At 63.8% G+C, this 21,416-nt stretch carries 23 protein-coding genes; 8 read left to right on the top strand and 15 right to left on the bottom strand.

The annotated features are described in order from the left end of the window. Positions 1 to 33: 33 nt before the first annotated feature. From rplS to ffh, 5 genes are all read right to left on the bottom strand, one after another. Positions 34 to 423: a 50S ribosomal protein L19 gene (gene rplS / locus ACZIRK_RS26430; RefSeq protein ID WP_028166210.1), complete on the bottom strand. Its 390-nt coding sequence runs from the start codon at positions 421 to 423 to the stop codon at positions 34 to 36. Between the two features lie 107 nt (positions 424 to 530). Beyond that, a complete protein-coding gene (gene trmD, locus ACZIRK_RS26425) occupies positions 531 to 1,253 on the bottom strand; it encodes a tRNA (guanosine(37)-N1)-methyltransferase TrmD (protein ID WP_130229088.1) in 723 nt (240 codons plus the stop codon). A gap of 141 nt (positions 1,254 to 1,394) precedes the next feature. Next, entirely contained in the window at positions 1,395 to 1,940 is a 546-nt protein-coding gene (rimM, locus tag ACZIRK_RS26420) for a ribosome maturation factor RimM (RefSeq protein ID WP_130229089.1), read from the bottom strand. 18 nt (positions 1,941 to 1,958) lie between these two features. Then, positions 1,959 to 2,291, bottom strand: coding sequence for a 30S ribosomal protein S16 (gene rpsP, locus ACZIRK_RS26415; protein WP_130229090.1), 333 nt, complete (start codon positions 2,289 to 2,291; stop codon positions 1,959 to 1,961). A gap of 139 nt (positions 2,292 to 2,430) precedes the next feature. Beyond that, the gene (ffh, locus tag ACZIRK_RS26410) at positions 2,431 to 3,978 is read right to left on the bottom strand and encodes a signal recognition particle protein (RefSeq protein ID WP_456645287.1); all 1,548 of its coding nucleotides are present in this window, start codon (positions 3,976 to 3,978) and stop codon (positions 2,431 to 2,433) included. 465 nt (positions 3,979 to 4,443) lie between these two features. Between ffh and ACZIRK_RS26405 the strand changes: the two genes are divergently transcribed. After that, positions 4,444 to 5,508, top strand: a complete 1,065-nt coding sequence (locus tag ACZIRK_RS26405) for an MBL fold metallo-hydrolase (RefSeq protein ID WP_165435491.1) — start codon at positions 4,444 to 4,446, stop codon at positions 5,506 to 5,508. A gap of 48 nt (positions 5,509 to 5,556) precedes the next feature. Here the strand turns inward: ACZIRK_RS26405 and ACZIRK_RS26400 are convergent, their stop codons facing one another. Together ACZIRK_RS26400 and ACZIRK_RS26395 are read right to left on the bottom strand one after the other, a co-directional pair. Continuing rightward, entirely contained in the window at positions 5,557 to 6,252 is a 696-nt protein-coding gene (locus tag ACZIRK_RS26400; protein WP_130229092.1) for an SIMPL domain-containing protein, read from the bottom strand. 15 nt (positions 6,253 to 6,267) lie between these two features. Beyond that, positions 6,268 to 6,981, bottom strand: a complete 714-nt coding sequence (locus ACZIRK_RS26395; RefSeq protein ID WP_463328377.1) for a GyrI-like domain-containing protein — start codon at positions 6,979 to 6,981, stop codon at positions 6,268 to 6,270. A 304-nt stretch (positions 6,982 to 7,285) separates the two neighbouring features. Here ACZIRK_RS26395 and dapF point away from each other — a divergent pair, with 304 nt between their 5' ends. Next, on the top strand, positions 7,286 to 8,164 hold the full coding sequence (gene dapF, locus ACZIRK_RS26390) for a diaminopimelate epimerase (RefSeq protein ID WP_130228359.1): 879 nt from the start codon (positions 7,286 to 7,288) through the stop codon (positions 8,162 to 8,164). Position 8,165: 1 nt separating this feature from the next. Further along, on the top strand, positions 8,166 to 9,431 hold the full coding sequence (gene mtaB / locus ACZIRK_RS26385) for a tRNA (N(6)-L-threonylcarbamoyladenosine(37)-C(2))-methylthiotransferase MtaB (RefSeq protein WP_130228360.1): 1,266 nt from the start codon (positions 8,166 to 8,168) through the stop codon (positions 9,429 to 9,431). Positions 9,432 to 9,536: 105 nt separating this feature from the next. Here the strand turns inward: mtaB and ACZIRK_RS26380 are convergent, their stop codons facing one another. Beyond that, positions 9,537 to 10,238, bottom strand: a complete 702-nt coding sequence (locus ACZIRK_RS26380) for an RluA family pseudouridine synthase (RefSeq protein ID WP_165435416.1) — start codon at positions 10,236 to 10,238, stop codon at positions 9,537 to 9,539. Positions 10,239 to 10,286: 48 nt separating this feature from the next. On the opposite strand from ACZIRK_RS26380, the gene ftsY reads away from it, so the two are divergent. After that, a complete protein-coding gene (gene ftsY / locus ACZIRK_RS26375) occupies positions 10,287 to 11,225 on the top strand; it encodes a signal recognition particle-docking protein FtsY (protein WP_130228361.1) in 939 nt (312 codons plus the stop codon). A 2-nt stretch (positions 11,226 to 11,227) separates the two neighbouring features. Further along, positions 11,228 to 11,830, top strand: coding sequence for a septation protein A (locus ACZIRK_RS26370; protein WP_028166221.1), 603 nt, complete (start codon positions 11,228 to 11,230; stop codon positions 11,828 to 11,830). A gap of 121 nt (positions 11,831 to 11,951) precedes the next feature. Here the strand turns inward: ACZIRK_RS26370 and ACZIRK_RS26365 are convergent, their stop codons facing one another. From ACZIRK_RS26365 to ccmA, 5 genes are all read right to left on the bottom strand, one after another. Continuing rightward, positions 11,952 to 12,545: a DsbE family thiol:disulfide interchange protein gene (locus ACZIRK_RS26365; protein ID WP_130228362.1), complete on the bottom strand. Its 594-nt coding sequence runs from the start codon at positions 12,543 to 12,545 to the stop codon at positions 11,952 to 11,954. Positions 12,546 to 12,589: 44 nt separating this feature from the next. Further along, positions 12,590 to 12,772 (bottom strand): heme exporter protein CcmD, encoded by a 183-nt coding sequence (gene ccmD / locus ACZIRK_RS26360; protein WP_028166223.1) that lies wholly within the window; start codon positions 12,770 to 12,772, stop codon positions 12,590 to 12,592. Then, positions 12,769 to 13,500 carry a heme ABC transporter permease gene (locus ACZIRK_RS26355; RefSeq protein WP_130228363.1) on the bottom strand — a complete coding sequence of 244 codons (732 nt, stop codon included), beginning with the start codon at positions 13,498 to 13,500 and terminating at the stop codon, positions 12,769 to 12,771. The genes ccmD and ACZIRK_RS26355 overlap by 4 nt, the downstream gene beginning before the upstream one ends. 72 nt (positions 13,501 to 13,572) lie before the next feature. After that, on the bottom strand, positions 13,573 to 14,241 hold the full coding sequence (gene ccmB / locus ACZIRK_RS26350) for a heme exporter protein CcmB (protein WP_130228364.1): 669 nt from the start codon (positions 14,239 to 14,241) through the stop codon (positions 13,573 to 13,575). Further along, entirely contained in the window at positions 14,238 to 14,840 is a 603-nt protein-coding gene (gene ccmA, locus ACZIRK_RS26345) for a heme ABC exporter ATP-binding protein CcmA (RefSeq protein ID WP_130228377.1), read from the bottom strand. The genes ccmB and ccmA overlap by 4 nt, the downstream gene beginning before the upstream one ends. A 312-nt stretch (positions 14,841 to 15,152) precedes the next feature. Between ccmA and acnA the strand changes: the two genes are divergently transcribed. The 3 genes from acnA (at position 15,153) to ACZIRK_RS26330 (ending at position 19,609) form a co-directional block, all read left to right on the top strand. After that, entirely contained in the window at positions 15,153 to 17,873 is a 2,721-nt protein-coding gene (gene acnA / locus ACZIRK_RS26340; RefSeq protein WP_130228365.1) for an aconitate hydratase AcnA, read from the top strand. Between the two features lie 160 nt (positions 17,874 to 18,033). Beyond that, on the top strand, positions 18,034 to 18,792 hold the full coding sequence (locus tag ACZIRK_RS26335; RefSeq protein WP_028166228.1) for a DUF1223 domain-containing protein: 759 nt from the start codon (positions 18,034 to 18,036) through the stop codon (positions 18,790 to 18,792). Positions 18,793 to 19,237: 445 nt separating this feature from the next. Beyond that, positions 19,238 to 19,609: a DUF2794 domain-containing protein gene (locus tag ACZIRK_RS26330; protein WP_130228366.1), complete on the top strand. Its 372-nt coding sequence runs from the start codon at positions 19,238 to 19,240 to the stop codon at positions 19,607 to 19,609. 121 nt (positions 19,610 to 19,730) lie between these two features. Here the strand turns inward: ACZIRK_RS26330 and ACZIRK_RS26325 are convergent, their stop codons facing one another. Further along, a complete protein-coding gene (locus tag ACZIRK_RS26325; RefSeq protein WP_130228367.1) occupies positions 19,731 to 20,276 on the bottom strand; it encodes a GNAT family N-acetyltransferase in 546 nt (181 codons plus the stop codon). Positions 20,277 to 20,470: 194 nt separating this feature from the next. Next, positions 20,471 to 21,262, bottom strand: coding sequence for a Bax inhibitor-1/YccA family protein (locus tag ACZIRK_RS26320; RefSeq protein ID WP_028166231.1), 792 nt, complete (start codon positions 21,260 to 21,262; stop codon positions 20,471 to 20,473). Positions 21,263 to 21,416 lie beyond the last annotated feature (154 nt).

The following is a 21,416-nucleotide window of genomic DNA, read 5'->3' as shown; positions in this document are numbered from 1 at the left end:
GCTCTTGGTCGCATCCGAGTTGGTCGGATGGGATTACTCGTTGACCGCGGCGGCGCGATCCTGCTTGTCCTGCTTCTCGACGATGCGGGCAGATTTGCCGCGCAGGCCGCGCAGATAATAAAGCTTGGCGCGACGCACCTTGCCGCGGCGCACCACCTTGATCGAGTCGATCATCGGCGACATCACTGGGAAGACGCGCTCCACGCCCTCGCCATAGGAGATCTTGCGCACCGTGAAGCTCTCGTTGAGGCCGGAGCCCGAACGGCCGATGCAGACGCCTTCATAGGCCTGCACGCGGGTGCGATCGCCTTCGACCACCTTGACGTTGACGATTACGGTGTCGCCGGGCGCGAATTCCGGGATCTGTTTGGTCGCAGCGAGCTTGTCGTACTGCTCTTTTTCGAGCTGCTGGATGAGGTTCATTGAAATCTCCATCGGAGGCGCGCCCAGCACCGACGCGGGCTGCGCAAGAATTCGGTCTATCCTGATTGCGGATTTGGGCGCTCCTATAAGGCAAAGCGGAGGCTTTGTCACCCGTCTGTCGTGTTTTTTGTGCCGTGCCGCGCGGCCCATAAGTCCGGCCGCCTGGCCCGGGTCAGAGCCTCGGATTGGGCCTGACGCCAAGCTGCAACCTTGGCATGATCGCCTGACGTGAGGATTTCCGGGATCGGCCGGCCCTCGAACTCCTGCGGGCGGGTAAATTGAGGGTATTCCAGTAGTCCTTCTGAGAAGCTTTCGTCCTCCCCGGAGGCCTGCTTGCCCATCACCCCCGGCAACAGCCGCACGCAGGCGTCAATCAGGGCCATGGCGGCGATTTCTCCGCCCGAGAGCACATAATCCCCGATCGAGACCTCCTGAAGGCCGCGCGCCTCGATTACCCGCTCATCGACCCCCTCGAAACGGCCGCAGACGATGAGGGGACCTGGGCCGGACGCGAGTTCCGCAACCAGGGACTGGGTCAGTGGCCGACCGCGCGGGCTCATTAAGAGCCGTGGCCGGTTCGGCGCGATCTCGGTGGCATCGATGGCGGCGGCCAGGATGTCGGCACGGAGCACCATGCCCGGCCCGCCGCCGGCGGGGGTGTCGTCCACGCTGCGGTGCCTGTCGGTCGCAGAATCCCTGATGTCCCGCGTTTCCAGAGCCCATAGCCCGGAGGCGAGTGCTCTGCCGGCAAGGCTGACGCCGAGCGGCCCGGGAAACATCTCCGGGAACAGGGTCAGGACGGTGGCGCGCCATATGGTCAGATCGGTCATCGGGTTCCGTTACGGTACCACAACCATGAGGTCGAGACGTTGCGTAGATCGTCGTCCCGGCGAAGGCCGGGACCGATAGCCCCAGGCGCCTATGGTGCGAGTAGCTGTCGCACCAGCCAATGCAACGACGGATAGCTGTGGTTATAGGTCCCCGCCTTCGCGGGGACGACTCGAGGAGGGTTCCTCGCCGTCAATCTCTTCAGGCAATTCGACGACGACCCGTCCGGCGGCGAGATCGACGGTCGGCACCACTGCGTTGGTGAACGGCAGCATCATGGTCGCGCCCTGCGGCGGTGCGATTTCGATGATGTCGCCGGCGCCGAAATTATGGATCGCAACGACCTTGCCAAGCGGCTGGTCGGCGGTCGTGACAGCGGCAAGGCCGATCAGATCGGCGTGGTAGTATTCGTCGTCGTCCGTTTCGGGCAATCGCTCGCGCGGAACGTAGAGCTCGAGCCCGTTCAGCCGCTCGGCCTCTTCGCGCGTAGATACGTCCTTGAACGTCGCGACCAGATGATCCTTCGCCTCGCGGACATGCGCGACCTCGAACTGGCGCGTGCCGTCCTTGGTCGTCAGCGGGCCGTAATGCTTCACGGCCAGCGGGTCTTCGGTGAAGGTCCAAAGCTTAACGGCGCCGCGCACGCCATGCGCAGCGCCGATCCGAGCGACGCAAACCGGTGTGGACACCGTCGTGCGCCGAAAAGCTTACGCCTTCGCGGCGGCTTCGGCCTGGGCCTTCCGCTCCTTGCGCGGCACGGCCTTTTCCGGGTTGTTGCGCGGCGCGCGCTTCACGACGCCGGCCGCATCGAGGAAGCGGGTGACGCGGTCCGACGGCTGCGCGCCCTTGGCGAGCCAGGCCTTCACCTTGTCCATGTCGAGCTTCAGCCGCGCCTCGCTGTCCTTCGGCAGCAGCGGATTGAAGTGGCCGAGCCGCTCGATGAAGCGGCCGTCGCGCGGAAAGCGCGAGTCGGCGACGACGACGTGATAGACCGGACGCTTCTTGGTGCCGGCGCGCGCAAGACGGATAACGACAGACATTTAGTTCTCCTGATGAATGGTTTGATTTGGATATTGGTCAGTTACGCCGTCATTGCGAGCGCAAGCGAAGCAATCCATAGCGCCGCATGTGGAGGCGTGGATTGCTTCGTCGCTTCGCTCCTCGCAATGACGAGAGACGTCATTTCTTCTTCCCCGGAAAGCCGCCGAGGCCCGGCAGTGTCGGCTTGCCGCTGAGGCCGGTGAGCCCTGGCACGTTCGGCAGGCCCTGGCGCAGCCCGACGGGGAGTTCCTTCGGCAGGTTTGGCAGGCCGCCACCGGGCGCGCCCTGCATCTTCTCGGCCAACGCCTTCATCTCTTCCGGCGAAGGTGGCTTCATGCCGCCGCCAAAACCCATCGCCTGCGCGATGCCGGCGAGCGGGCCGCGTTTGCCCGAACCCATGGCCTTCATCATGTCGGACATGTTCCGGTGCATCTTGAGCAGCTTGTTGACCTGCTCGACGTTCTGCCCTGCGCCTGCGGCGATGCGCTTCTTGCGGCTGGCCTTGAGGATGTCCGGGTTCTTGCGCTCCTGCCGCGTCATCGAATCGATGATCGCGACCTGGCGCTTCAGGATCTTGTCGTCGATCCCGGCGGCGGCGATCTGGTTCTTCATCTTCGCAATGCCGGGCATCATGCCCATCAGGCCGCTGATGCCGCCCATATTCGCCATCTGCATGAGCTGCTCGCGCATGTCGTTGAGGTCGAACTGGCCCTTGCGCATCCGCTCGGCGGTGCGCGCGGCCTTCTCCGCATCGATGTTGGCGGCGGCACGCTCGACCAGCGACACCACGTCGCCCATGCCGAGGATGCGGCCGGCGATGCGGCTCGGATGGAAGTCCTCCAGCGCGTCGGTCTTTTCGCCGGTACCGATCAGCTTGATCGGCTTGCCGGTCACCGCGCGCATCGACAGCGCGGCGCCGCCGCGGCCATCGCCGTCGACGCGCGTCAGCACGATGCCGGTCAGCCCGACGCGCTGGTCGAACGAGCGCGCGAGATTGACCGCGTCCTGGCCGGTCAGGGAGTCCGCGACCAGGAGCACTTCATGCGGATTGGTGGCGGCTTTGATCTCGGCCGCCTCTTGCATCATCTCTTCGTCGAGTGTGGTGCGGCCCGCGGTGTCGAGCAGCACGACGTCATAGCCGCCGAGCTTGCCGGCCTCGATCGCGCGCCGTGCGATCTGTGGCGGCTTCTGGCCGGCGACGATCGGCAGCGTCGGGATGTCGAGGTCGCGGCCGAGCACGGCCAATTGCTCCATCGCCGCCGGACGATAGACGTCGAGCGACGCCATCAGCACCTTGCGCTTGTCGCGCTGGACCATGCGGCGGGCGAGCTTTGCGGTGGTGGTCGTTTTACCGGAACCCTGCAGGCCGACCATCATGATCGGAACCGGCGGCACCGTGTTGAGGTCGATGGTCTGGCCGTCGGAACCGAGCGTGGCGACCAGCTCGTCATGGACGATCTTGACCACCATCTGGCCTGGCGTGACCGACTTGACGACGGTGGCGCCGACCGCTTGCTCGCGCACGCGCTCGATGAAACTCCTGACAACCTCGAGCGCGACGTCGGCCTCGAGCAGCGCGCGGCGCACTTCGCGCATCGCGGCGTCGACATCCTTTTCGGTGAGTGCACCGCGCCCTGTCAGCCGATCAAGGATGCCACCAAGCTTTTCCGACAGATTGTCGAACAATGCCGTTGTCCTTTGCCTGTTATAGGCGCTGCCTTAACTCTTTGTCCGTCATACCCCGCGAAGGCGGGGTATCCAGTACGCCGGGACCTCGCATCAAAACGAACGCGGCCGGTTACTGGATCACCCGCCTTCGCGGGTGATGACCACCTAGGTGTCCCGACGCAGAACGCCAAGACGATCTGCCAAAAGACGGTCTTCCAAACACTTTCGCGCCCGAGGGCGCACAGCGCTGTCGGGCGTTGACCTCCGGTCTCGATGGGCCGGTCGGCGGGTCGAAAAGAACGATCTTTCCGAGAAAGTGGCGGCGTTAAACCCCCACTGGGGCCGAAAGTCAAGGAAAAGTCGGGTGAGGTGATCCGAATTGAACCCGTAAAGACATGAAAGTACTTATGTTTCGGTCATCGGTTCCGATTTATGTACTCACCGCCATATAAATTCCCACGTCACTACCCGTGATACAGGCCCGTGCCCATCACCCGTCGCCGCATTTTTGGACTGCTCGCCGGTACTGCCGCCGTAGTGGGCGTGCCGTCTGCTTGGATCGACCGCATGAAGACCTATGACGGCCCCGTCTCCGATCATTTCGATGGCTTGCGCTTCTTCGATCCGCACGGCGCGCCGCCCAAGAAACTGGCTGAGGTGCTGCGCTGGCAGTTCGACGGCGAGCGGAAGCGCGTGGCCTGGCCGGACTGGGTGCCAAGTCCTCACGCCGATACGCCGCCGCCGCGGGTCGAGGGCGACAAGGTGCGGCTGTCCTTTGTCGGCCATGTGAGCTGGCTGATCCAGGCCGCCGGTCTCAATATACTGGTCGACCCGGTGTGGTCGATGCGCGCCTCGCCGTTCTCCTGGGCGGGACCGAAGCGACGCAATGATCCCGGCATCGCCTTCGAGGCGCTGCCCGAGATCGATGTCGTGCTGGTATCGCACGGCCATTACGATCATCTCGATATCGCGACGCTGTCGAAGCTGGCGGCGAAGTTCTCGCCGCGCGTGGTCACGCCGCTCGGCAACGACGTCACCATGCGCGAGGCGGATCGCGCGATCAAAGCCGAAGCGTTCGACTGGCAGGATCGTGTCGAGCTTGGCAACGGCCTCGCGGTGACGCTGGTGCCGACCCGGCACTGGTCGGCGCGTGGGCTGCTCGACCGCAACAAGGCGCTGTGGGCGAGCTTCGTGCTGGAGACGCCGGTTGGCAAGCTCTACATCGTCTGCGATTCCGGCTATGGCGATGGCGGGCATTTTCGCCGTGTCGCCGAGGCGCACGGCCCGCTGCGCCTCGCGATCCTGCCGATCGGCGCCTATGAGCCGCGCTGGTTCATGCGTGACCAGCACATGAATCCGGAAGATGCGGTGAAGGCGCTGGCCGATTGCGGCGCCGCGCAGGCGCTGGCGCATCACCACGGCACGTTCCAGCTGACCGATGAGGCCATCGATGCGCCGGTGATCGCGCTCGGCGAGGCCCTGGACCAGGCGGAAGTGCCGCGGGACAAATTCGCGGTCCTGAAGCCGGGACAGGTGTTCGAGATCTAACGTCGTCCCGGCCGAGCGCGGGACGACAGCCCAATTGGTTCGGCTTGCTTACTGCTTCGGCTTGATCGCCCAGGACACGTTCACCGAGACCGACAGCGTCTCCTCGCCCGGCGCAACCGGCGCTGCGGCTGCCATTGGCGCGGCCATCTTGCCGCGGAAGAGGGGCGTCGGCGGTCCGCCTTCCGTGACGCTGAGTGCATCGCCAAGCGTGACGCCGGCCGCCCTGGCGTAGATTTCCGCCTTGCGACGCGCGTCGGCGACGGCCTTTTCGCGTGCGTCATCGAGCAGTTTTGACGCCTGCGAGACCAAGAAGCCGATACCGCCGATCTCATTGGCGCCGGCGCCAACCAGGACATCGATCAGGCCCGCGATCTTGGTGATGTCGCGCACCTTGATGATCACGCGATTGGTGGCGCGATAGCCGGAAATCGTTGCCGGTCCGGGCCGGCTTTGCGCCGACGGATATTGCGGCTGCAGCGACAATCGCGAGGTCTGGTAGTCCTTCTCATCGATGCCGGCGCCTTTCAGCGCCAGCAGCACCTTGCCCATTGCGGCGTTGTTGATGTCGGACGCCTCGCGCGCGGTCTTGGCTTCCGAGGTTACGCCGGCGTCGATCTCGGCCTGGTCGGGCGCTGCCGAGATGGTGGCTTCGCCGTTGACGGAAATCGCAGGAGGCGGGACCGTCTGCGCCAGGGCAGGCGATGCCGCCAGCGCCAGCGCCGCGAGGGCAACGAGCTGTTTCATTCGCTTCACTTCACTTCACTTCAGGGGGACGTAGACGTTGATCACCAGCTTGTCTTCCGCCGTCTTCAGCGGATCGGTGGTGTATTCCTCGATAAAGGTGTCTTTTGCTTCGAGTTTCTTGTCGTCGAGGTGATTGGTGATCGCCTCGTAGGTGTTGTCCATATTGTCGTAGGATCCGCGGTGGACGAACTTCAAGGCTTTGCCGTCAGGCGAGTTGCCCATGCTCATGTTCTTGCCGAGGTTCTTCACCTCCTGGTCGACAGGGATTTCCGCGATGAAGGTGAAGCCGGTGTCGTCGGTCGAGGTGTAGACGATCATCGCATTGCCTGTCGGCTTGATGTTCTGCTTCTCAAGCAGCGCCGTCAGCGCCTTCAGCGAATCGGTCAGGGAGTCGAACGCCGAGTCCCAGTTGGCGGAGCCCTTCACCATGACAACCTTCTTCGGCTCCAGCGTGAACTCCTCGCCGAAGGGGTCGGCCGTCTGCACCGGCGCGGAGGCCGGGGGCGTCGGACTCTGGGCGGTTGAAGGGGCGTCGGCCGGCGATTTGGTCTCGGCCGGCGGCGGCGCGGGAGTGGGGGCGGGCGCAGGCGGCACCGGCGAGGCCGAAGGTGCCGGCGAAGGCGAGGCGGCTGGAGCCGGCGCTTGCGCCAGCGCCACGCTGCCCCAGGCAATAGCGATTATCGGGACCAATGCGACCAATGCGCCGCGGAAACCATTGAATCGAATCATCTTGATATTCTCCATCCCCATCCCGAGCGGCCGCCTTTTTGTCCCGGCTGACGTCCGCAAGGCGCGATAGTCCTAACACGCAAGTTCCGCTTTCGTCCCATGACACTTGTGCCATGGGCGGCCGCGGGTGCGGAATGAATAGCGTCGTTTCGCGACATCATTCCGCTGCATCTTTCTGTCTGAGCGGGATCTTTTTCGGAAATGGACGCCGCTTTGCAGGGGGCGCCACCCTCCGGGTCCGGACCATGCTCTGGCCAATTCGGCGTCATTCGCCATATAAGGCAGGCATAAATTGGGAAATTCCATGAGCGCGCTCGCCAACCACGCATTCGCCAAGATGAACGGTATCGGCAACGAGATCGTCGTGGTCGACATGCGTGATTCGAAGGCTCAGGTAGCGCCGGAGGACGCCCGCGCGGTGGCCGCCCCGGCCGGCGTGCCCTACGACCAGCTCATGGTGCTGCAGCCGCCGCGGCTGCAGGGGACGGAAGCCTTTATCAAGATCTACAACAATGACGGCTCGGAAGCCGGCGCCTGCGGCAATGGCATGCGCTGCGTGGTGCGCCGGGTGTTCGAGAAGACCGGGCAGACCGCCGCCACCTTCGAGACCCGGGCGGGGCTGCTCAATTGCTGGCAGGGCCCGGCGCCCGATCTCTACACCGTCGACATGGGCACGCCGAAATTCGGCTGGCAGGACATTCCGCTGGCCGAGGAGTTTCGCGACACCCGTTATATCGAATTGCAGATCGGACCGATCGATGCGCCGATCCTGCATTCGCCCTCGGTCGTCAGCATGGGCAATCCGCACGCGATCTTCTGGGTGGAAGACGTCAACGCCTATGACCTTTCCGGCTTCGGGCCGCTTCTGGAAAATCATCCGATCTTTCCGGAGCGCGCCAACATCACGCTCGCCCATATCGTCGATGCCGACCACATCACGATCCGGACCTGGGAACGCGGGGCGGGCCTGACCAAGGCGTGCGGCTCGGCCGCCTGCGCGACCGCGGTGGCGGCGGCGCGGCTGAAGCGCGCCAGTCGTACCGTCGAGATCACGCTGCCCGGAGGCAAGCTCAATATCGAATGGCGCGAGCGCGACGACCACGTGCTGATGACGGGGACGGCGACCTTCGAATATGAAGGCCGCTTCGATCCTGCGCTGTTCGCCAGCGCCAGCGTCACCTGAGATGACCGTCGACGTCATCACCTTCGGCTGTCGCCTGAATGCGTTCGAATCGGAGCTGATCCGGCACGAGGCTGACAACGCCGGTCTTGCCGACACCATCGTCATCAATAGCTGCGCGGTTACCAATGAGGCGGTGGCGCAGGCGCGCCAATCGATCCGCCGGTTGAAGCGCGAGCGCCCCGAAGCGCGCATCGTCGTCACCGGCTGCGCGGCGCAGACCCAAGCGCAGATGTTCGCTGACATGGCGGAAGTCGATCGCGTCATCGGCAATGATGAGAAGACGCGAAGCGCAGCCTGGCAGGATGCACGCGCGGTGTTCGATGCGGGCCTTGGTGTCGCACCGAGCGAGAAGATCGCGGTCGCCGATATCATGGCGGTCAGGGAAATGGCGCCGCATCTGCTGGAAGGTTTTCAGAAGGGCCTGCCGCGGGTGTTCGTGCAGGTGCAGAACGGCTGCGACCATCGCTGCACCTTCTGCATCATCCCGTTCGGCCGCGGCAATTCGCGCTCGGTGCCGATGGGCGCGGTGGTCGATCAGGTCCGCGCGCTGGTCGAACGCGGCCATGTCGAGATCGTGCTGACCGGCGTTGACCTCACCAGCTATGGCGCCGATCTGCCGGGCACGCCCAAGTTGGGCACATTGACGCGGCAGATCCTGAAGCACGTGCCGGAGTTGCAGCGCCTGCGCATTTCCTCGATCGACTCCATCGAGGCCGATCGCGATCTGCTCGACGTGATCGGCAACGATGACAGGCTGATGCCGCATCTGCATCTGTCGCTGCAGTCCGGTGACGATCTAATCCTGAAGCGGATGAAGCGGCGGCACTCGCGTCAGGACGCGATTGCGTTCTGCGCGCAGGTGCGGCGGCTGCGGCCGGATATGGCGTTCGGCGCCGACATCATCGCGGGCTTTCCGACCGAGACGGAAGACATGTTTGCGCGCTCGCAGGATCTGGTCGCGGAATGCGACCTGACTTTCCTGCACGTGTTTCCGTATTCCAAGCGCCCGGGCACACCGGCCGCCCGAATGCCGCAGGTGGCAGGCGGAGAGATCAAGGAACGTGCGCGACGACTGCGCGCCGTGGGGGACGCGGCGTTGCGCAAGCGGCTTGCCGCCGAAGTCGGTGCGACGCGTCAGGTCCTGATCGAGAGCGACAGGCAAGGCCGCACGGAGCACTTTTTGCCAGTCGCGATCAGTGGCGAAACGCCGGGCGCGGTGCGGGCGCTTGCGATCAGTGGCCACGATGGTGCGAGGCTGACTATCTAGTTCTCCGTCATGCCCGGGCTTGTCCCGGGCATCCACGTCTTGCTTTTTTCTCAAACGGCACGACGTGGATGGCCGGGACAAGCCCGGCCATGACGAGCCCTGTATCTACTCCCCACTCCACCCGCACGCCCGCAGTCGCTCATGCATGTGCTCGGGCGCCGGCGCGATCACGCGCACCGGGTCCTTGTTCTTCGAGATCGGGATCACCAATTCGCGCGAGTGCAGATGCAGGCGCGGCTCGCCGAAGCGCGGGCCGTTGCCGTAGATGTTGTCGCCAAAGATCGGCCAGCCCATGGCGGAAGCGTGCACGCGCAATTGATGGGTGCGGCCGGTGACCGGTTCCATCGCGAGCCAGGCGAGACCGTCGCCGCGGCCGAGGACTTTCCAGTTCGTCACGGCCTTTTGACCTTCCGGGTCCGGCTTCTGCCACCAGCCGCGTTCGGCGTTCTTGCGGCCGAGCGGCAGATCGATCGTGCCTTGCTCTTCGGCAGGTCCGCCTTCGACCACGGCCCAATATGTCTTTGATATCTTGCCGTGCTTGAACAACAGGCCAAGCGAGGCGGTCGCCTTGCGATGCCGCCCAAGGACGAGGCAGCCCGAGGTGTCCCGGTCCAGCCGATGGGCGAGCACCGGCGGCCGCGGCAGGCCGAAACGCAGCGCGTCGAACGAGGCTTCCAGGTTGGCGCCGCCTTTTGGGCCACGATGCACCGGAATTCCGGCCGGTTTGTCGATCACCAGCATCAGGCCGTCGCGATGGAGCACGCGGGCCTCGATTTCCGCCGGCGTCAATTGTGGAACATCGTTCACGCGTCGAGACTTTCGTTTGCGGGGCGAAACGGCTAACACACCCGTGCCATGAACGATACCACTGCACCCAAACTGAGCTGGTGGAAGCGGCTCTCCAACGGGCTGAAGCGGACCTCGAGTTCGATCGGCACTGCCGTTGCCGGCCTCGTCACCAAGCGCAAGCTCGACCGCGCCATGCTCGATGATATCGAGGATGTGCTGCTGCGCGCCGATCTCGGGACCGATGTCGCCGTGCGCATCGCGGACGCCGTCGGCGCCGGACGCTACGACAAGGAGATCTCCGCCGACGAGGTCAAGGCCGTGGTCGCAACCGAGGTCGAGAAGGTGCTGGCGCCGGTGGCCCAGCCGCTCGAGATCGATGCGGCGAAAAAACCATTCGTCGTCCTCGTGGTCGGCGTCAACGGCTCCGGCAAGACCACGACCATCGGCAAGCTCGCGGCGAAGTTTTCCGCCGAAGGCCGCAAGGTAATGCTGGCCGCCGGTGACACCTTCCGCGCCGCCGCGATCGAGCAGCTCAAGATCTGGGGCGAACGGACCAAATCGCCCGTCATCGCCGGTGCCCAGGGTTCGGATTCCGCGAGCCTCGCCTTCAATGCGCTCAGCGCGGCCAAGGAGCAGAAGCTCGACCTGCTGCTGATCGATACCGCCGGCCGGCTGCAGAACAAAGCCGAATTGATGAACGAGCTCGAAAAGGTCGTGCGCGTGATCCGGAAGGTCGATGCCACGGCGCCGCATGCGGTGCTGCTGGTCCTCGACGCCACGGTGGGACAAAATGCGCTGTCGCAGGTCGAGGCCTTTCACCGTACTGCTGGCGTCACCGGCCTCGTGATGACGAAGCTGGACGGCACCGCGCGGGGCGGCATTCTGGTGGCGCTGTCGGAGAAACACAAATTGCCGGTGCATTTCATCGGCGTCGGCGAAGGCGTCGATGATCTTGCCCCCTTCACCGCGCGCGATTTCGCCAGGGCGATCGCAGGGATCGAGTAGTAATGGACAAGAAAGCACCGCATCCTCTGTTCAAGCTCGCAACCGAGCTTGGTCCGTTGCTCATCTTCTTCTTCGTCAATGCCAAGTCGAACCTGTTCATCGCCACCGGCGTATTCATGGTGGCCGTGGTGATTGCGATCATCGCGGCTTACCTCGTGACGCGGCATGTGCCCTTGATGGCGATCGTCACGGCGGTGGTTGTCGTCGTGTTCGGCACGCTGACGCTGATCCTGCACGATGAGACCTTCATCAAGATGAAGCCGACCATCGTCTACACGCTGTTCGCCGCGATTTTGGGCGGCGGCTTGCTGTTCGGCCGTTCCTTCATCGCGATCATGTTCGATCAGATGTTCAACCTCACCCCGCATGGCTGGCGCATCCTCACCTTCCGCTGGGCATTGTGGTTCCTGGCGATGGCCGTGGTGAACGAGATCGTCTGGCGCACCCAGACCACCGATTTCTGGGTCACCTTCAAGGTGTTCGGCATGGTGCCGCTGACGATGCTGTTTGCCGTCACCCAGATGCCGCTGATCAAGCGCTACCAGCTCGAGCCGGTCTCGCTGGAACGGAGCGAGGCGGAGGCCGGGGACGTCAGCAAGGGGTAGTCTTTCCGCCCGTCATTCCGGGGCACGCGTAGCGTGAGCCCGGAATCCATTTTGCCATTTGCGCTCGCGGGCCAATGGATTCCGGGCTCGTGCTACGCACGCCCCGGAATGACGGAGAAAACTACGTCCCGGCCTTCAGCGCCTTCTCGATCTCGACTTTGAGCACGCTGTCGAAATTCTGCGGCGTCACCGGTCCGACCATCTTGTAGACGATGGTGCCCTCGCGTCCGACGATGAAGGTCTCGGGCACGCCATAGACGCCCCATTCGATCGAAGCGCGGCCGTTGGCGTCGACGCCGACGATGCTGAACGGATTGCCGTAGCGGCCGAGGAAGCGGCGGGCGTTGTCGGGCGCATCCTTGTAGTTGATGCCGACGAGCTGCAGCCGGTTGTCCTTGGCGAGCTCGGTCAAGAGCGGCGCTTCGTCATGGCACGGCACGCACCAGGACGCCCAGACATTGACGAGGCTGACCTTGCCCTTGAAGGCGGCGGGATCGAGTCCGGGCACCTGCGCGCCATCTCTGGTCAACCCTTCGAGCGCGGGCAGCGCGGTTTGCGGCGCCGGCCGGCCGATCAGTGCCGATGGAATCCTCGAGGGATCGCCGCCATAGAGCCGCAGCAGGAATAGCGCGGCGAGGGCGGCAAAGACCACCAGCGGCAGCGCCACCAGCCAGCGCCGGCTCCGCGGCGCGGTTTCGGCAATGGGTTCGCTCATGAGATCTTTTCGGAAAACCGATTTCCCCTTTTCCGGATCATGCTCTAGATCTCCGCCGCGCTGCGCCCGGAGCGCCTGACAATGCCGCTGGCCTCGAGTTCGCGCAGCCGCGCCGTCTGCTGGCGGTAGTCGAGAAAGATCCAGACGATCAGCAGCACCACCACGGCTGCTACCAGCCCGTAGGATGTCGCAATGAAGGAGGCGTAGGGGCCGAGCGCTGCCATCATGCCGCCTTTTGATTGGCCTGCATCATCTGCAGGCTGCGCACCCTGCGGCGCAGGATTTCGTTCCGCATCGCCGCCAGGTGCAGCGTGATGAACAGCAGCGAGAATGCGACCGCCATCACCAGGAGCGGAATCAGGAAGGCATTATCCAGCGTCGGCCCGCCCATCCGGATCACGGATGCCGGCTGGTGCAGCGTGTTCCACCAGTCGACCGAGAACTTGATGATTGGGATGTTGATCGCGCCGACCAGCGTCAGCACCGCAGCGGCGCGCGCCGCGCGCGAGGGATCCTCCACCGCGCGCCACAGCGCGATCAGGCCGAGATACATCAAAAACAGGATCAGGACCGAGGTGAGCCGGGCGTCCCATTCCCAATAGGTCCCCCACATCGGCCGGCCCCATAGCGAGCCGGTGACGAGGGCGAGGAAGGTGAAGGCGGCGCCGATCGGGGCTGCAGCCTTTGCCGCGACGTCAGCGAGCGGATGTCGCCAGACCAGCGTGCCGAGCGAGGCGATGCTCATGATGCCCCAGACGAACATCGACAGCCACGCGTTCGGCACGTGGATGAACATGATCTTGACTGTCGCGCCCTGCTGGTAATCGTCCGGCGCCATCGCGGACTGGTAGAGCCCTATCAGCAGCAGGATCGCGGTCGCGCCCGCCAGCCACGGCAGCACGCGCGCGGTCAGCGCGAGGAATTTCGTGGGGTTGGCAAGGTCGATCAGGCTCATGGCTTTCTCTGATAGTCGCGGCCGGCGTCGCAAGCAATTGGCCCAAAACCTCTCGTGAAGAGTTGATTGACCTCAATCCAGCCCATGCCGCAGGCTGGCGGCTGCGGCAAAAGGCCCGACCACGAAACTCACCAGCGACAGCGCGCACAGGATCGAGAATGGGGTTCCGAACGACAGCGGGCCCGTGATCGCGGCTTGCGAGGCCGCGACGCCGAAAATCAGCACCGGAATCGATAGCGGCAGCACGAGCACGGCCAGCAGCAGCCCGCCGCGGTGCAACGTGACGGCGAGCGCCGCCCCGATCATGCCGGTGAAGGTGAGCGCGGGGGTTCCCGCCAGCAGCGTCAGCGCCACCGCCAAGGTCGCGGTGCCATCGAGATTGAGCAGCAGCCCGAGCACGGGCGTCGCCACGATCAGCGGCAGGCCGGCAGCAAGCCAATGCGCCAGCGCCTTCGCCGCGCAGGCGAGTTCCAGCGGCGTCCGGCTCATCACGATGAGATCCAGCGAGCCGTCCTCGTGGTCGGCCATGAACAGCCGGTCCAGCGTCAGAAGGCTCGCCAGCAGCGCGCCGAGCCAGAGGATCGCGGGTCCCAGCCGCGTCAGCAGCGCGAGGTCCGGCCCGACCGCGAACGGCATCAGCACGGTGACGGTGAGGAAGAACAACACGCCGATCAGCGCGCCGCCGCCGACGCGCAGCGCAATCCGGATGTCGCGCCGAATCAGTGCCGAGAGCGCGGTCATGACGCGGCCCCCATCCGCATTTCCCCGACATCGATGCCGAGCGGGGTGTGGGTGGCGGCGATCAGGATGCCGCCGCCTGCGAGATGATCGCGCATCAAAGTGACGAAGAGGTCCTGGCCTTTGGTGTCGAGCGCGGAGGTCGGTTCGTCCAGCAGCCAGACCGGCCGTCGCGCGACCAGCAGCCGCGCGATCGACAGCCGTCGGCGCTGGCCAGCGGAGAGGTAGGCGGCGGGCAGATGGGTCGCATGGTCAAGACCGACGGAGGCGAGGCATCGGCCGGCGTCATCCGATTCGCCGCCGAGAAAATCCCGCCAGAAGGAAAGATTTTCGAGCACGCTTAAGCCCGGCTTCAGCGCGTCGCGATGGCCGAGATAGTGCGCCTGCTCGGCCACCGTCAGTTCGGCCTCGCCGCCATCGAGCGTGATCGAGCCGTCCGACGGCACTAAGAGGCCGGCGATCACGCGCAACAGCGAGGTCTTGCCCGAGCCGTTGGGGCCGGTGATGGCAAGCGCTTCGCCGGATGATGCTGCAAAGCCTAATCCGGAAAACACTTCGCGGCCGCCCCGCACGCATCGCAAGTTTTGTCCTGAGAGCCGCATCATGTCCTTCACGGCCCTCTAGATCTGTCCAAGCACGATCGCCGCGCAGACGCTTCGCGTTTGTCGCGGGGAAAACCGGTCCCCACTTTTTTGGATCATGCTCAAAGAAATCTTTCGCTAGCCGTTGAGAATTTTTGGGTGGCGCAAGGCTGTGGCGCGCTCGTCGGTGTGGCGGCGCTTCTAGAAAGATTCTATAAGCCCCGGAACTTGATGCAGCACACCATCGGCCTCCGCAAGCGGGAAGCCGACCTCGCCGCTGCCGGTATAAAAATACCCTTGCCGGGTATAACGGAATAAGTGGGATTTCCTCGCATGACATCGCTCGACAGCTTCAAATGCCGCAAGACCCTGAAGGTCGGTGGCAAGACCTACGTCTATTACAGCCTGCCTACGGCAGAGAAGAACGGTCTGAAGGGCATTTCGAAGCTGCCATACTCGATGAAGGTGCTGCTTGAAAACCTTCTGCGCAACGAGGATGGCCGCACCGTCAAGAAGGAAGATATCGTCGCAGTCAGCAAATGGCTGAGGAAGCGCAAGCTCGAGCATGAAATCGCCTTCCGCCCCGCGCGCGTGCTGATGCAGGATTTCACGGGTGTTCCGGCTGTGGTCGATCTCGCGGCGATGCGCAACGCGATGCAGAATCTCGGCGGCGATGCGGAGAAGATCAACCCCCTGGTGCCGGTCGACCTCGTCATCGACCACTCCGTGATCGTCAACTTCTTCGGCGACAACAAGGCCTTCGCCAAGAATGTGGTCGAGGAATACAAGCAGAATCAGGAGCGTTACGAGTTCCTGAAATGGGGCCAGAAGGCATTCTCGAACTTCTCGGTGGTGCCGCCTGGTACCGGCATCTGCCACCAGGTCAATCTCGAATATCTGGCCCAGACGGTGTGGACCAAGAAGGAGAAGATGACGGTCGGCAAGAAGACCGGCACCTTCGAGGTCGCCTATCCCGATTCGCTTGTTGGTACTGATTCGCACACCACGATGGTTAACGGCCTTGCCGTGCTCGGCTGGGGCGTCGGCGGCATCGAGGCGGAAGCCTGCATGCTCGGCCAGCCCTTGTCGATGCTGCTGCCCGAAGTGGTCGGCTTCAAGCTCAAGGGACAGCTCAAGGAAGGTGTCACCGCGACCGACCTGGTGCTGACAGTGACGCAGATGCTGCGCAAGCAGGGCGTCGTCGGCAAGTTCGTCGAGTTCTTCGGCCCTGGCCTCGATTATCTTTCGGTCGCGGACAAGGCGACGATCGGCAACATGGCGCCGGAATATGGCGCGACCTGCGGCTTCTTCCCGGTGGACGCCGCGACCATCGATTATCTCAAGACCTCCGGCCGCAAGGCGGACCGTGTCGCGCTGGTCGCCGCCTATGCCAAGGCGCAGGGCCTGTTCCGCACGGCGAAATCGACCGATCCGGTGTTCACGGAAAAGCTGATTCTCGATCTCAAGGATGTCGTGCCGTCGATGGCCGGGCCGAAGCGCCCAGAGGGCCGCGTCGCCCTTCCTGCGGTCGCGACCGGCTTCGCAACGGCGCTCGCCAGCGAATACAAGAAGGCCGATGATGCGGAGAAGCGCTATCAGGTCGAGGGCCGCAACTTCGATCTCGGCCACGGCGACGTCGTGATCGCGGCGATCACCTCCTGCACCAACACCTCCAATCCGAGCGTTCTGATCGGCGCAGGCCTTTTGGCACGCAACGCGGTCGCCAAGGGCCTGAAGGCGAAGCCTTGGGTGAAGACCTCGCTTGCCCCGGGCAGCCAGGTGGTGGCGGAATATCTCGCCAATTCCGGCCTGCAGGCCGATCTCGACAAGGTCGGCTTCAACCTGGTCGGCTTCGGCTGCACCACCTGCATCGGCAATTCCGGCCCGCTGCCGGAAGAGATTTCGAAATCGATCAACGACAACGGCATCGTCGCCGCCGCCGTGCTGTCGGGCAACCGCAACTTCGAGGGCCGTGTCAGTCCTGACGTGCAGGCGAACTATCTCGCCTCGCCGCCGCTGGTCGTAGCGCACGCGCTGGCAGGCACCGTGACCAAGGATCTCGCGGTCGAGCCGATCGGCGAGGGCAAGGACGGCAAGCCGGTCTACCTGAAGGACATCTGGCCGACCGCGAAGGAAATCAACGCCTTCATGAAGAAGTTCGTCACCGCGTCGATCTTCAAGAAGAAATACGCCGACGTGTTCAAGGGCGACACCAACTGGCGCAAGATCAAGACGGTCGAGAGCGAGACCTATCGCTGGAACATGAGCTCGACCTATGTGCAGAACCCGCCCTATTTCGAGGGCATGAAGAAGGAGCCCGAGCCGATCACCGACATCGTCGAGGCGCGGATCCTCGCCATGTTCGGCGACAAGATCACGACCGACCACATCTCGCCGGCCGGCTCGATCAAGCTGACGTCGCCCGCCGGCAAATTCCTGAGCGAGCATCAGGTGCGGCCGGCCGACTTCAACCAGTATGGTACGCGGCGCGGCAATCATGAGGTCATGATGCGCGGAACCTTTGCCAACATCCGCATCAAGAACTTCATGCTCAAGGGTGCCGACGGCAATATTCCGGAAGGCGGAAACACCAAGCACTGGCCCGACGGCGAGCAGATGTCGATCTACGATGCCGCGATGAAGTACCAAGCGGAAGGCGTGCCGCTGGTGGTGTTCGCCGGCGCCGAGTACGGCAACGGCTCATCGCGCGACTGGGCGGCCAAGGGCACCCGCCTGCTCGGTGTTCGCGCGGTGATCTGCCAGAGCTTCGAGCGCATCCATCGCTCCAATCTGGTCGGCATGGGTGTGCTGCCACTCACCTTCGAGCCGGGCGCGTCATGGCAGTCGCTCGGCATCAAGGGCGACGAGAAGGTCACGATTCGTGGCTTGCAGGGCGATTTGAAGCCCCGCCAGATGCTGACGGCGGACGTCACCTCCAGCGATGGCAAAGTGCAGCATGTCCCGCTGCTTTGCCGCATCGATACGCTCGATGAGCTCGATTATTATCGCAACGGCGGCATCCTGCACTACGTGTTGCGCAAGCTCGCGGCCTAACGCGGATTTGTGATCGGTGCCTCACTGCTACGTGAATGGCTAGGAAAATGCGGGCGGCCTATGAAAAAGGCCGCTTTCGCACGTCAGGGGCATGCTCTTCAGGGTCGTCTCTCATGCCCCGTACAAGTACGGATGGAAATCATCACGATCGGTTCTCAGAATGACAGCGATGATGGCCTATAATCGTCTTTCGCTTTGGTCCGGCGCGCTCAGTGTTTGCGCCATTATCGCGATCATCCGACCCGCCCACGCCGATCCGCGTGCGGTCGTCGAGCTCTTCACCTCACAGGGTTGTTCGTCCTGCCCGCCCGCCGACAAGATCATCGGCGAACTCGCCAAGGACCCGAATGTCATCGCGCTCAGCATGCCGATCGACTACTGGGATTATCTCGGCTGGAAGGACACGCTGGCTGATTCGCGCTTCAGCGCGCGCCAGAAAGCCTATTCGCATGTGCGCGGCGACCGCGACGTCTATACGCCGCAAGTCATCGTTAACGGCTCGGCGAAGGTGATCGGCAGCGATCGCGTCGGCATCGAGACTGCGATCAAGGATACCGCGACCGAGGGCGTGATGTCGGTGCCGGTGACGATGTCGCTGTCCGGCAAGCAGATCAATGTCTCGGTGGCGGCGAGCAATGGGCCGCGCGTCAAGCATGGCGAAGTCTGGATCTGCTCGATCTCCAAGGCGGTGCCGATCTCGATCGGGCGCGGCGAGAATCGCGGGCAAGAGATCACCTATCACAACGTGGTGCGTAACCTGTTGAAGGTCGGCGACTGGAATGGCAGCGCGGGAAGCTGGACTGTGCCGATCGAGAACATCTCGCGTGAAGGCGTCGATGCCGCCGTCGTCTATGTCCAGGACGGCAATCGCGACAAGCCGGGCCCCATGCTCGGCGCGGCCATGACGCCGCTGCGGTAAGGTCTAAATCAAACCCGCCACATCCTGTCATTCCGCGCGCGCATCGCGCGAACCCGGAATCTCTCGCCATCAACCTCCAGATTCCGGGCTCACGCTGTCGCGTGCCCGGAATGACGTGTCGTGAGGGACCCCCAAAAAAGAAAAGGACCAACTCTCGTTGGCCCAGTCAAAAGGGAGTTAACTCCCCTGCGAACAGGCCCGGTCCCGACGGCCCCGGGGGGCTGGGGGCTGAGGAATCCGGAACCGAAAGAACCGGGCCAACGCAGGATTTCCTTTTCGCAGGGCAGCGGGGCGGGCGGTGGGCGGAAGTGGGGCAGCAATAAGATTCTTTCTAACGATACTGTGACTCCTGGAAAATCTTCCCATTCGTCGCACGGCGGCTCTGAACCCTTGCGGCGCTGCCCGGTTAGCGCAATCATGTCAGCCGCATGACAGGAGGCGCTTGATGATATTGATATCGGAGGACAGCGATCCAAGCGGGCTTCGCGCGGCGGCGCGGCCCGTCGCTGCCAGCCCGCTACAGAACCGCGTCACGTTCAATCGTCTCGAACTCAATCGCATCCTCAATCTCTATGGCCGCATGGTCGCCGATGGCGAGTGGCGGGATTACGCCATCGACTTCCTGAAGGATCGCGCCGTGTTCTCGGTGTTCCGCCGCTCCTCCGAGGTCCCGATCTACCGAATCGAGAAGGACCCGCGGCTCGCCCGCAAGCAGGGCATGTACAGCGTGATCTCTGCGACCGGCCTGATCCTGCGCCGTGGCCATGAGCTGGAGCGCGTGCTGCTCGTGATCGACCGCAAGCTGGCGGTTGTTTAAGGCCGCGGCGTCCGTCATTCCGGGGCGCGAAGCGAACCCGGAATCTCGTGCGGCAAATTGCGCTCTCATCAACCTCTGGATTCCGGGTTCGCGCTTACGCGGGCCCCGGAATGACGGAGAATTAACGCCGGCCCGGATCCTCGGTCGGTATCGTGGTCGCGCCGTCGCCGAGCGCGCGCTGCATCATCACCGTGTCGAGCCAGCGGCCGAATTTGAGGCCGACGCTCGGATGGATTCCGATCAGCGTGAAGCCGGTCTTGAGGTGAACGCCGATTGAGCCGGCGTTGGCGGAGTCCCCGATCACCGCGATCATCTGCCGGTAGCCGCGCGCCTCGCATTCGCTGATCAGCCGCTGCAGCAGTTGCAGGCCGACGCCGCGGCGGTGGATCGAGGGATCCAGATAAATCGAATTCTCCACCGTGAAGCGATAGGCCGGACGCGGGCGGTAGGCGCCGGCATAGGCATAACCGACCACGCCTCCGTCAAGGGCAGCGATGAAATAGGGAAAGCCGCCATCCGTCAGCGCCCTGAAGCGGCGCGTCATCTCCGCCAGGTCCGGCGGGACCAGCTCGAACGTCGCGGTGCCGAAGCGCACCGCGTGCTCGTAAATTGCAGTGACGGAGGGAAGGTCGGCCTCGGTGGCGGGCCTGATCTCGACGGCGGACATGGCGGCAAGATAGCAGCAGGTTTCCCGGGAGCAACGCTCTCCTTATCTGTCATGGCCGGGCTTGACCCGGCCATCCACGCCTTTCTCGTCAATGGTGGATGCTCGGGAACGAGCCCGGGTAGGGGACTGAGTGCGCAAACGAAAAGCCCCGGCGGTGAGGCCGGGGCTTCGATCGTTGGTACTGCCGGAGGCGCTTAGTCGCGCTGTCCGAGGAGCTGCAGGAGCAGCGTGAACAGGTTGATGAAGTTCAGGTAGAGCGAGAGTGCGCCGGTAATCGCCGCACGCTCGGCAATCGCGCCACCCTGCGAGGCGTAGCCGTAGATGTAGTCGTTCTTCAGCCGTTGGGTATCCCAAGCGGTGAGGCCCGCGAACACCAGCACGCCGACCACCGAAACGATGAACTGCAGCGCCGAGCTCGCCAGGAACAGGTTGACCAGGCTGGCGATGATGATGCCGATCAGGCCCATGAACAGGAACGAGCCCATGCCGCTCATGTCACGCTTGGTGGTGTAGCCGTAGAGGCTAAGCGCACCAAAGGTCGCCGCGGTGATGAAGAACACCCGCACGATCGAGGTGTGCGTATACACCAGGAAGATCGACGACAGCGAGAGGCCCATCAGCGCCGAGAACACCCAGAACAGGAGCTGAGCAGTCGCGGGCTGAAGCCGGTTAATGCCGGCCGAGATCACGAACACCATCACCAGCGGTGCGAGGATGAACAGCCACTTCAGCGGGCTGACGAACATCGCATAGCCGAACTGCGTCAGATAGGCGTTGCCGAACTTTGCGACGGCTGCGGACGGATCCGCCGTCACCGCCGCCATATAGACGCCGAGCGCGGCCAGGCCCGTGATCGCGAGGCCGATCGACATGTAGTTGTAGATGCGCAGCATGTAGGCGCGCAGACCGGCGTCGACCGTCGCAGTGTCAATGCGACCGGCGGCCCGGCCGAAGGGAGAGGCATAGTTACGGTCTAGGTCCGACATGGTCGAATTCCCGTGGTTGTTCCGGTCGCAAGGGATTTGCGGGACCGAGTATAATCTATCTCAGATAGCGCGGCCTGCGGACATTAAAATCCGTGTCATCAAACCGCCCATCCGACCCAAGGCGTATGTGGGAAACTAACACAACCGCCGCAAG

This window comes from Bradyrhizobium sp. Leo114, from assembly GCF_055229415.2.
Note: the sequence above shows the minus strand (reverse complement) of the source record. Positions and strands in the feature narration are given on the sequence as shown.

Coding starts and splice junctions, on each gene's coding strand:
- rplS (WP_028166210.1), bottom strand. CDS start 423: ATGAACCTCATCCAGCAGCTCGAAAAAGAGCAGTACGACAAGCTCGCT.
- ACZIRK_RS26370 (WP_028166221.1), top strand. CDS start 11,228: ATGGACAAGAAAGCACCGCATCCTCTGTTCAAGCTCGCAACCGAGCTT.
- ACZIRK_RS26355 (WP_130228363.1), bottom strand. CDS start 13,500: ATGAGCCTGATCGACCTTGCCAACCCCACGAAATTCCTCGCGCTGACC.
- ACZIRK_RS26335 (WP_028166228.1), top strand. CDS start 18,034: ATGACAGCGATGATGGCCTATAATCGTCTTTCGCTTTGGTCCGGCGCG.
- ACZIRK_RS26325 (WP_130228367.1), bottom strand. CDS start 20,276: ATGTCCGCCGTCGAGATCAGGCCCGCCACCGAGGCCGACCTTCCCTCC.
- ccmB (WP_130228364.1), bottom strand. CDS start 14,241: ATGACCGCGCTCTCGGCACTGATTCGGCGCGACATCCGGATTGCGCTG.
- ftsY (WP_130228361.1), top strand. CDS start 10,287: ATGAACGATACCACTGCACCCAAACTGAGCTGGTGGAAGCGGCTCTCC.
- ccmD (WP_028166223.1), bottom strand. CDS start 12,772: ATGATGGCAGCGCTCGGCCCCTACGCCTCCTTCATTGCGACATCCTAC.
- acnA (WP_130228365.1), top strand. CDS start 15,153: ATGACATCGCTCGACAGCTTCAAATGCCGCAAGACCCTGAAGGTCGGT.
- rpsP (WP_130229090.1), bottom strand. CDS start 2,291: ATGTCTGTCGTTATCCGTCTTGCGCGCGCCGGCACCAAGAAGCGTCCG.
- mtaB (WP_130228360.1), top strand. CDS start 8,166: ATGACCGTCGACGTCATCACCTTCGGCTGTCGCCTGAATGCGTTCGAA.
- trmD (WP_130229088.1), bottom strand. CDS start 1,253: ATGACCGATCTGACCATATGGCGCGCCACCGTCCTGACCCTGTTCCCG.
- dapF (WP_130228359.1), top strand. CDS start 7,286: ATGAGCGCGCTCGCCAACCACGCATTCGCCAAGATGAACGGTATCGGC.
- ACZIRK_RS26365 (WP_130228362.1), bottom strand. CDS start 12,545: ATGAGCGAACCCATTGCCGAAACCGCGCCGCGGAGCCGGCGCTGGCTG.
- ccmA (WP_130228377.1), bottom strand. CDS start 14,840: ATGCGGCTCTCAGGACAAAACTTGCGATGCGTGCGGGGCGGCCGCGAA.
- ACZIRK_RS26400 (WP_130229092.1), bottom strand. CDS start 6,252: ATGAAACAGCTCGTTGCCCTCGCGGCGCTGGCGCTGGCGGCATCGCCT.
- ACZIRK_RS26330 (WP_130228366.1), top strand. CDS start 19,238: ATGATATTGATATCGGAGGACAGCGATCCAAGCGGGCTTCGCGCGGCG.
- ACZIRK_RS26395 (WP_463328377.1), bottom strand. CDS start 6,981: ATGATTCGATTCAATGGTTTCCGCGGCGCATTGGTCGCATTGGTCCCG.
- ACZIRK_RS26320 (WP_028166231.1), bottom strand. CDS start 21,262: ATGTCGGACCTAGACCGTAACTATGCCTCTCCCTTCGGCCGGGCCGCC.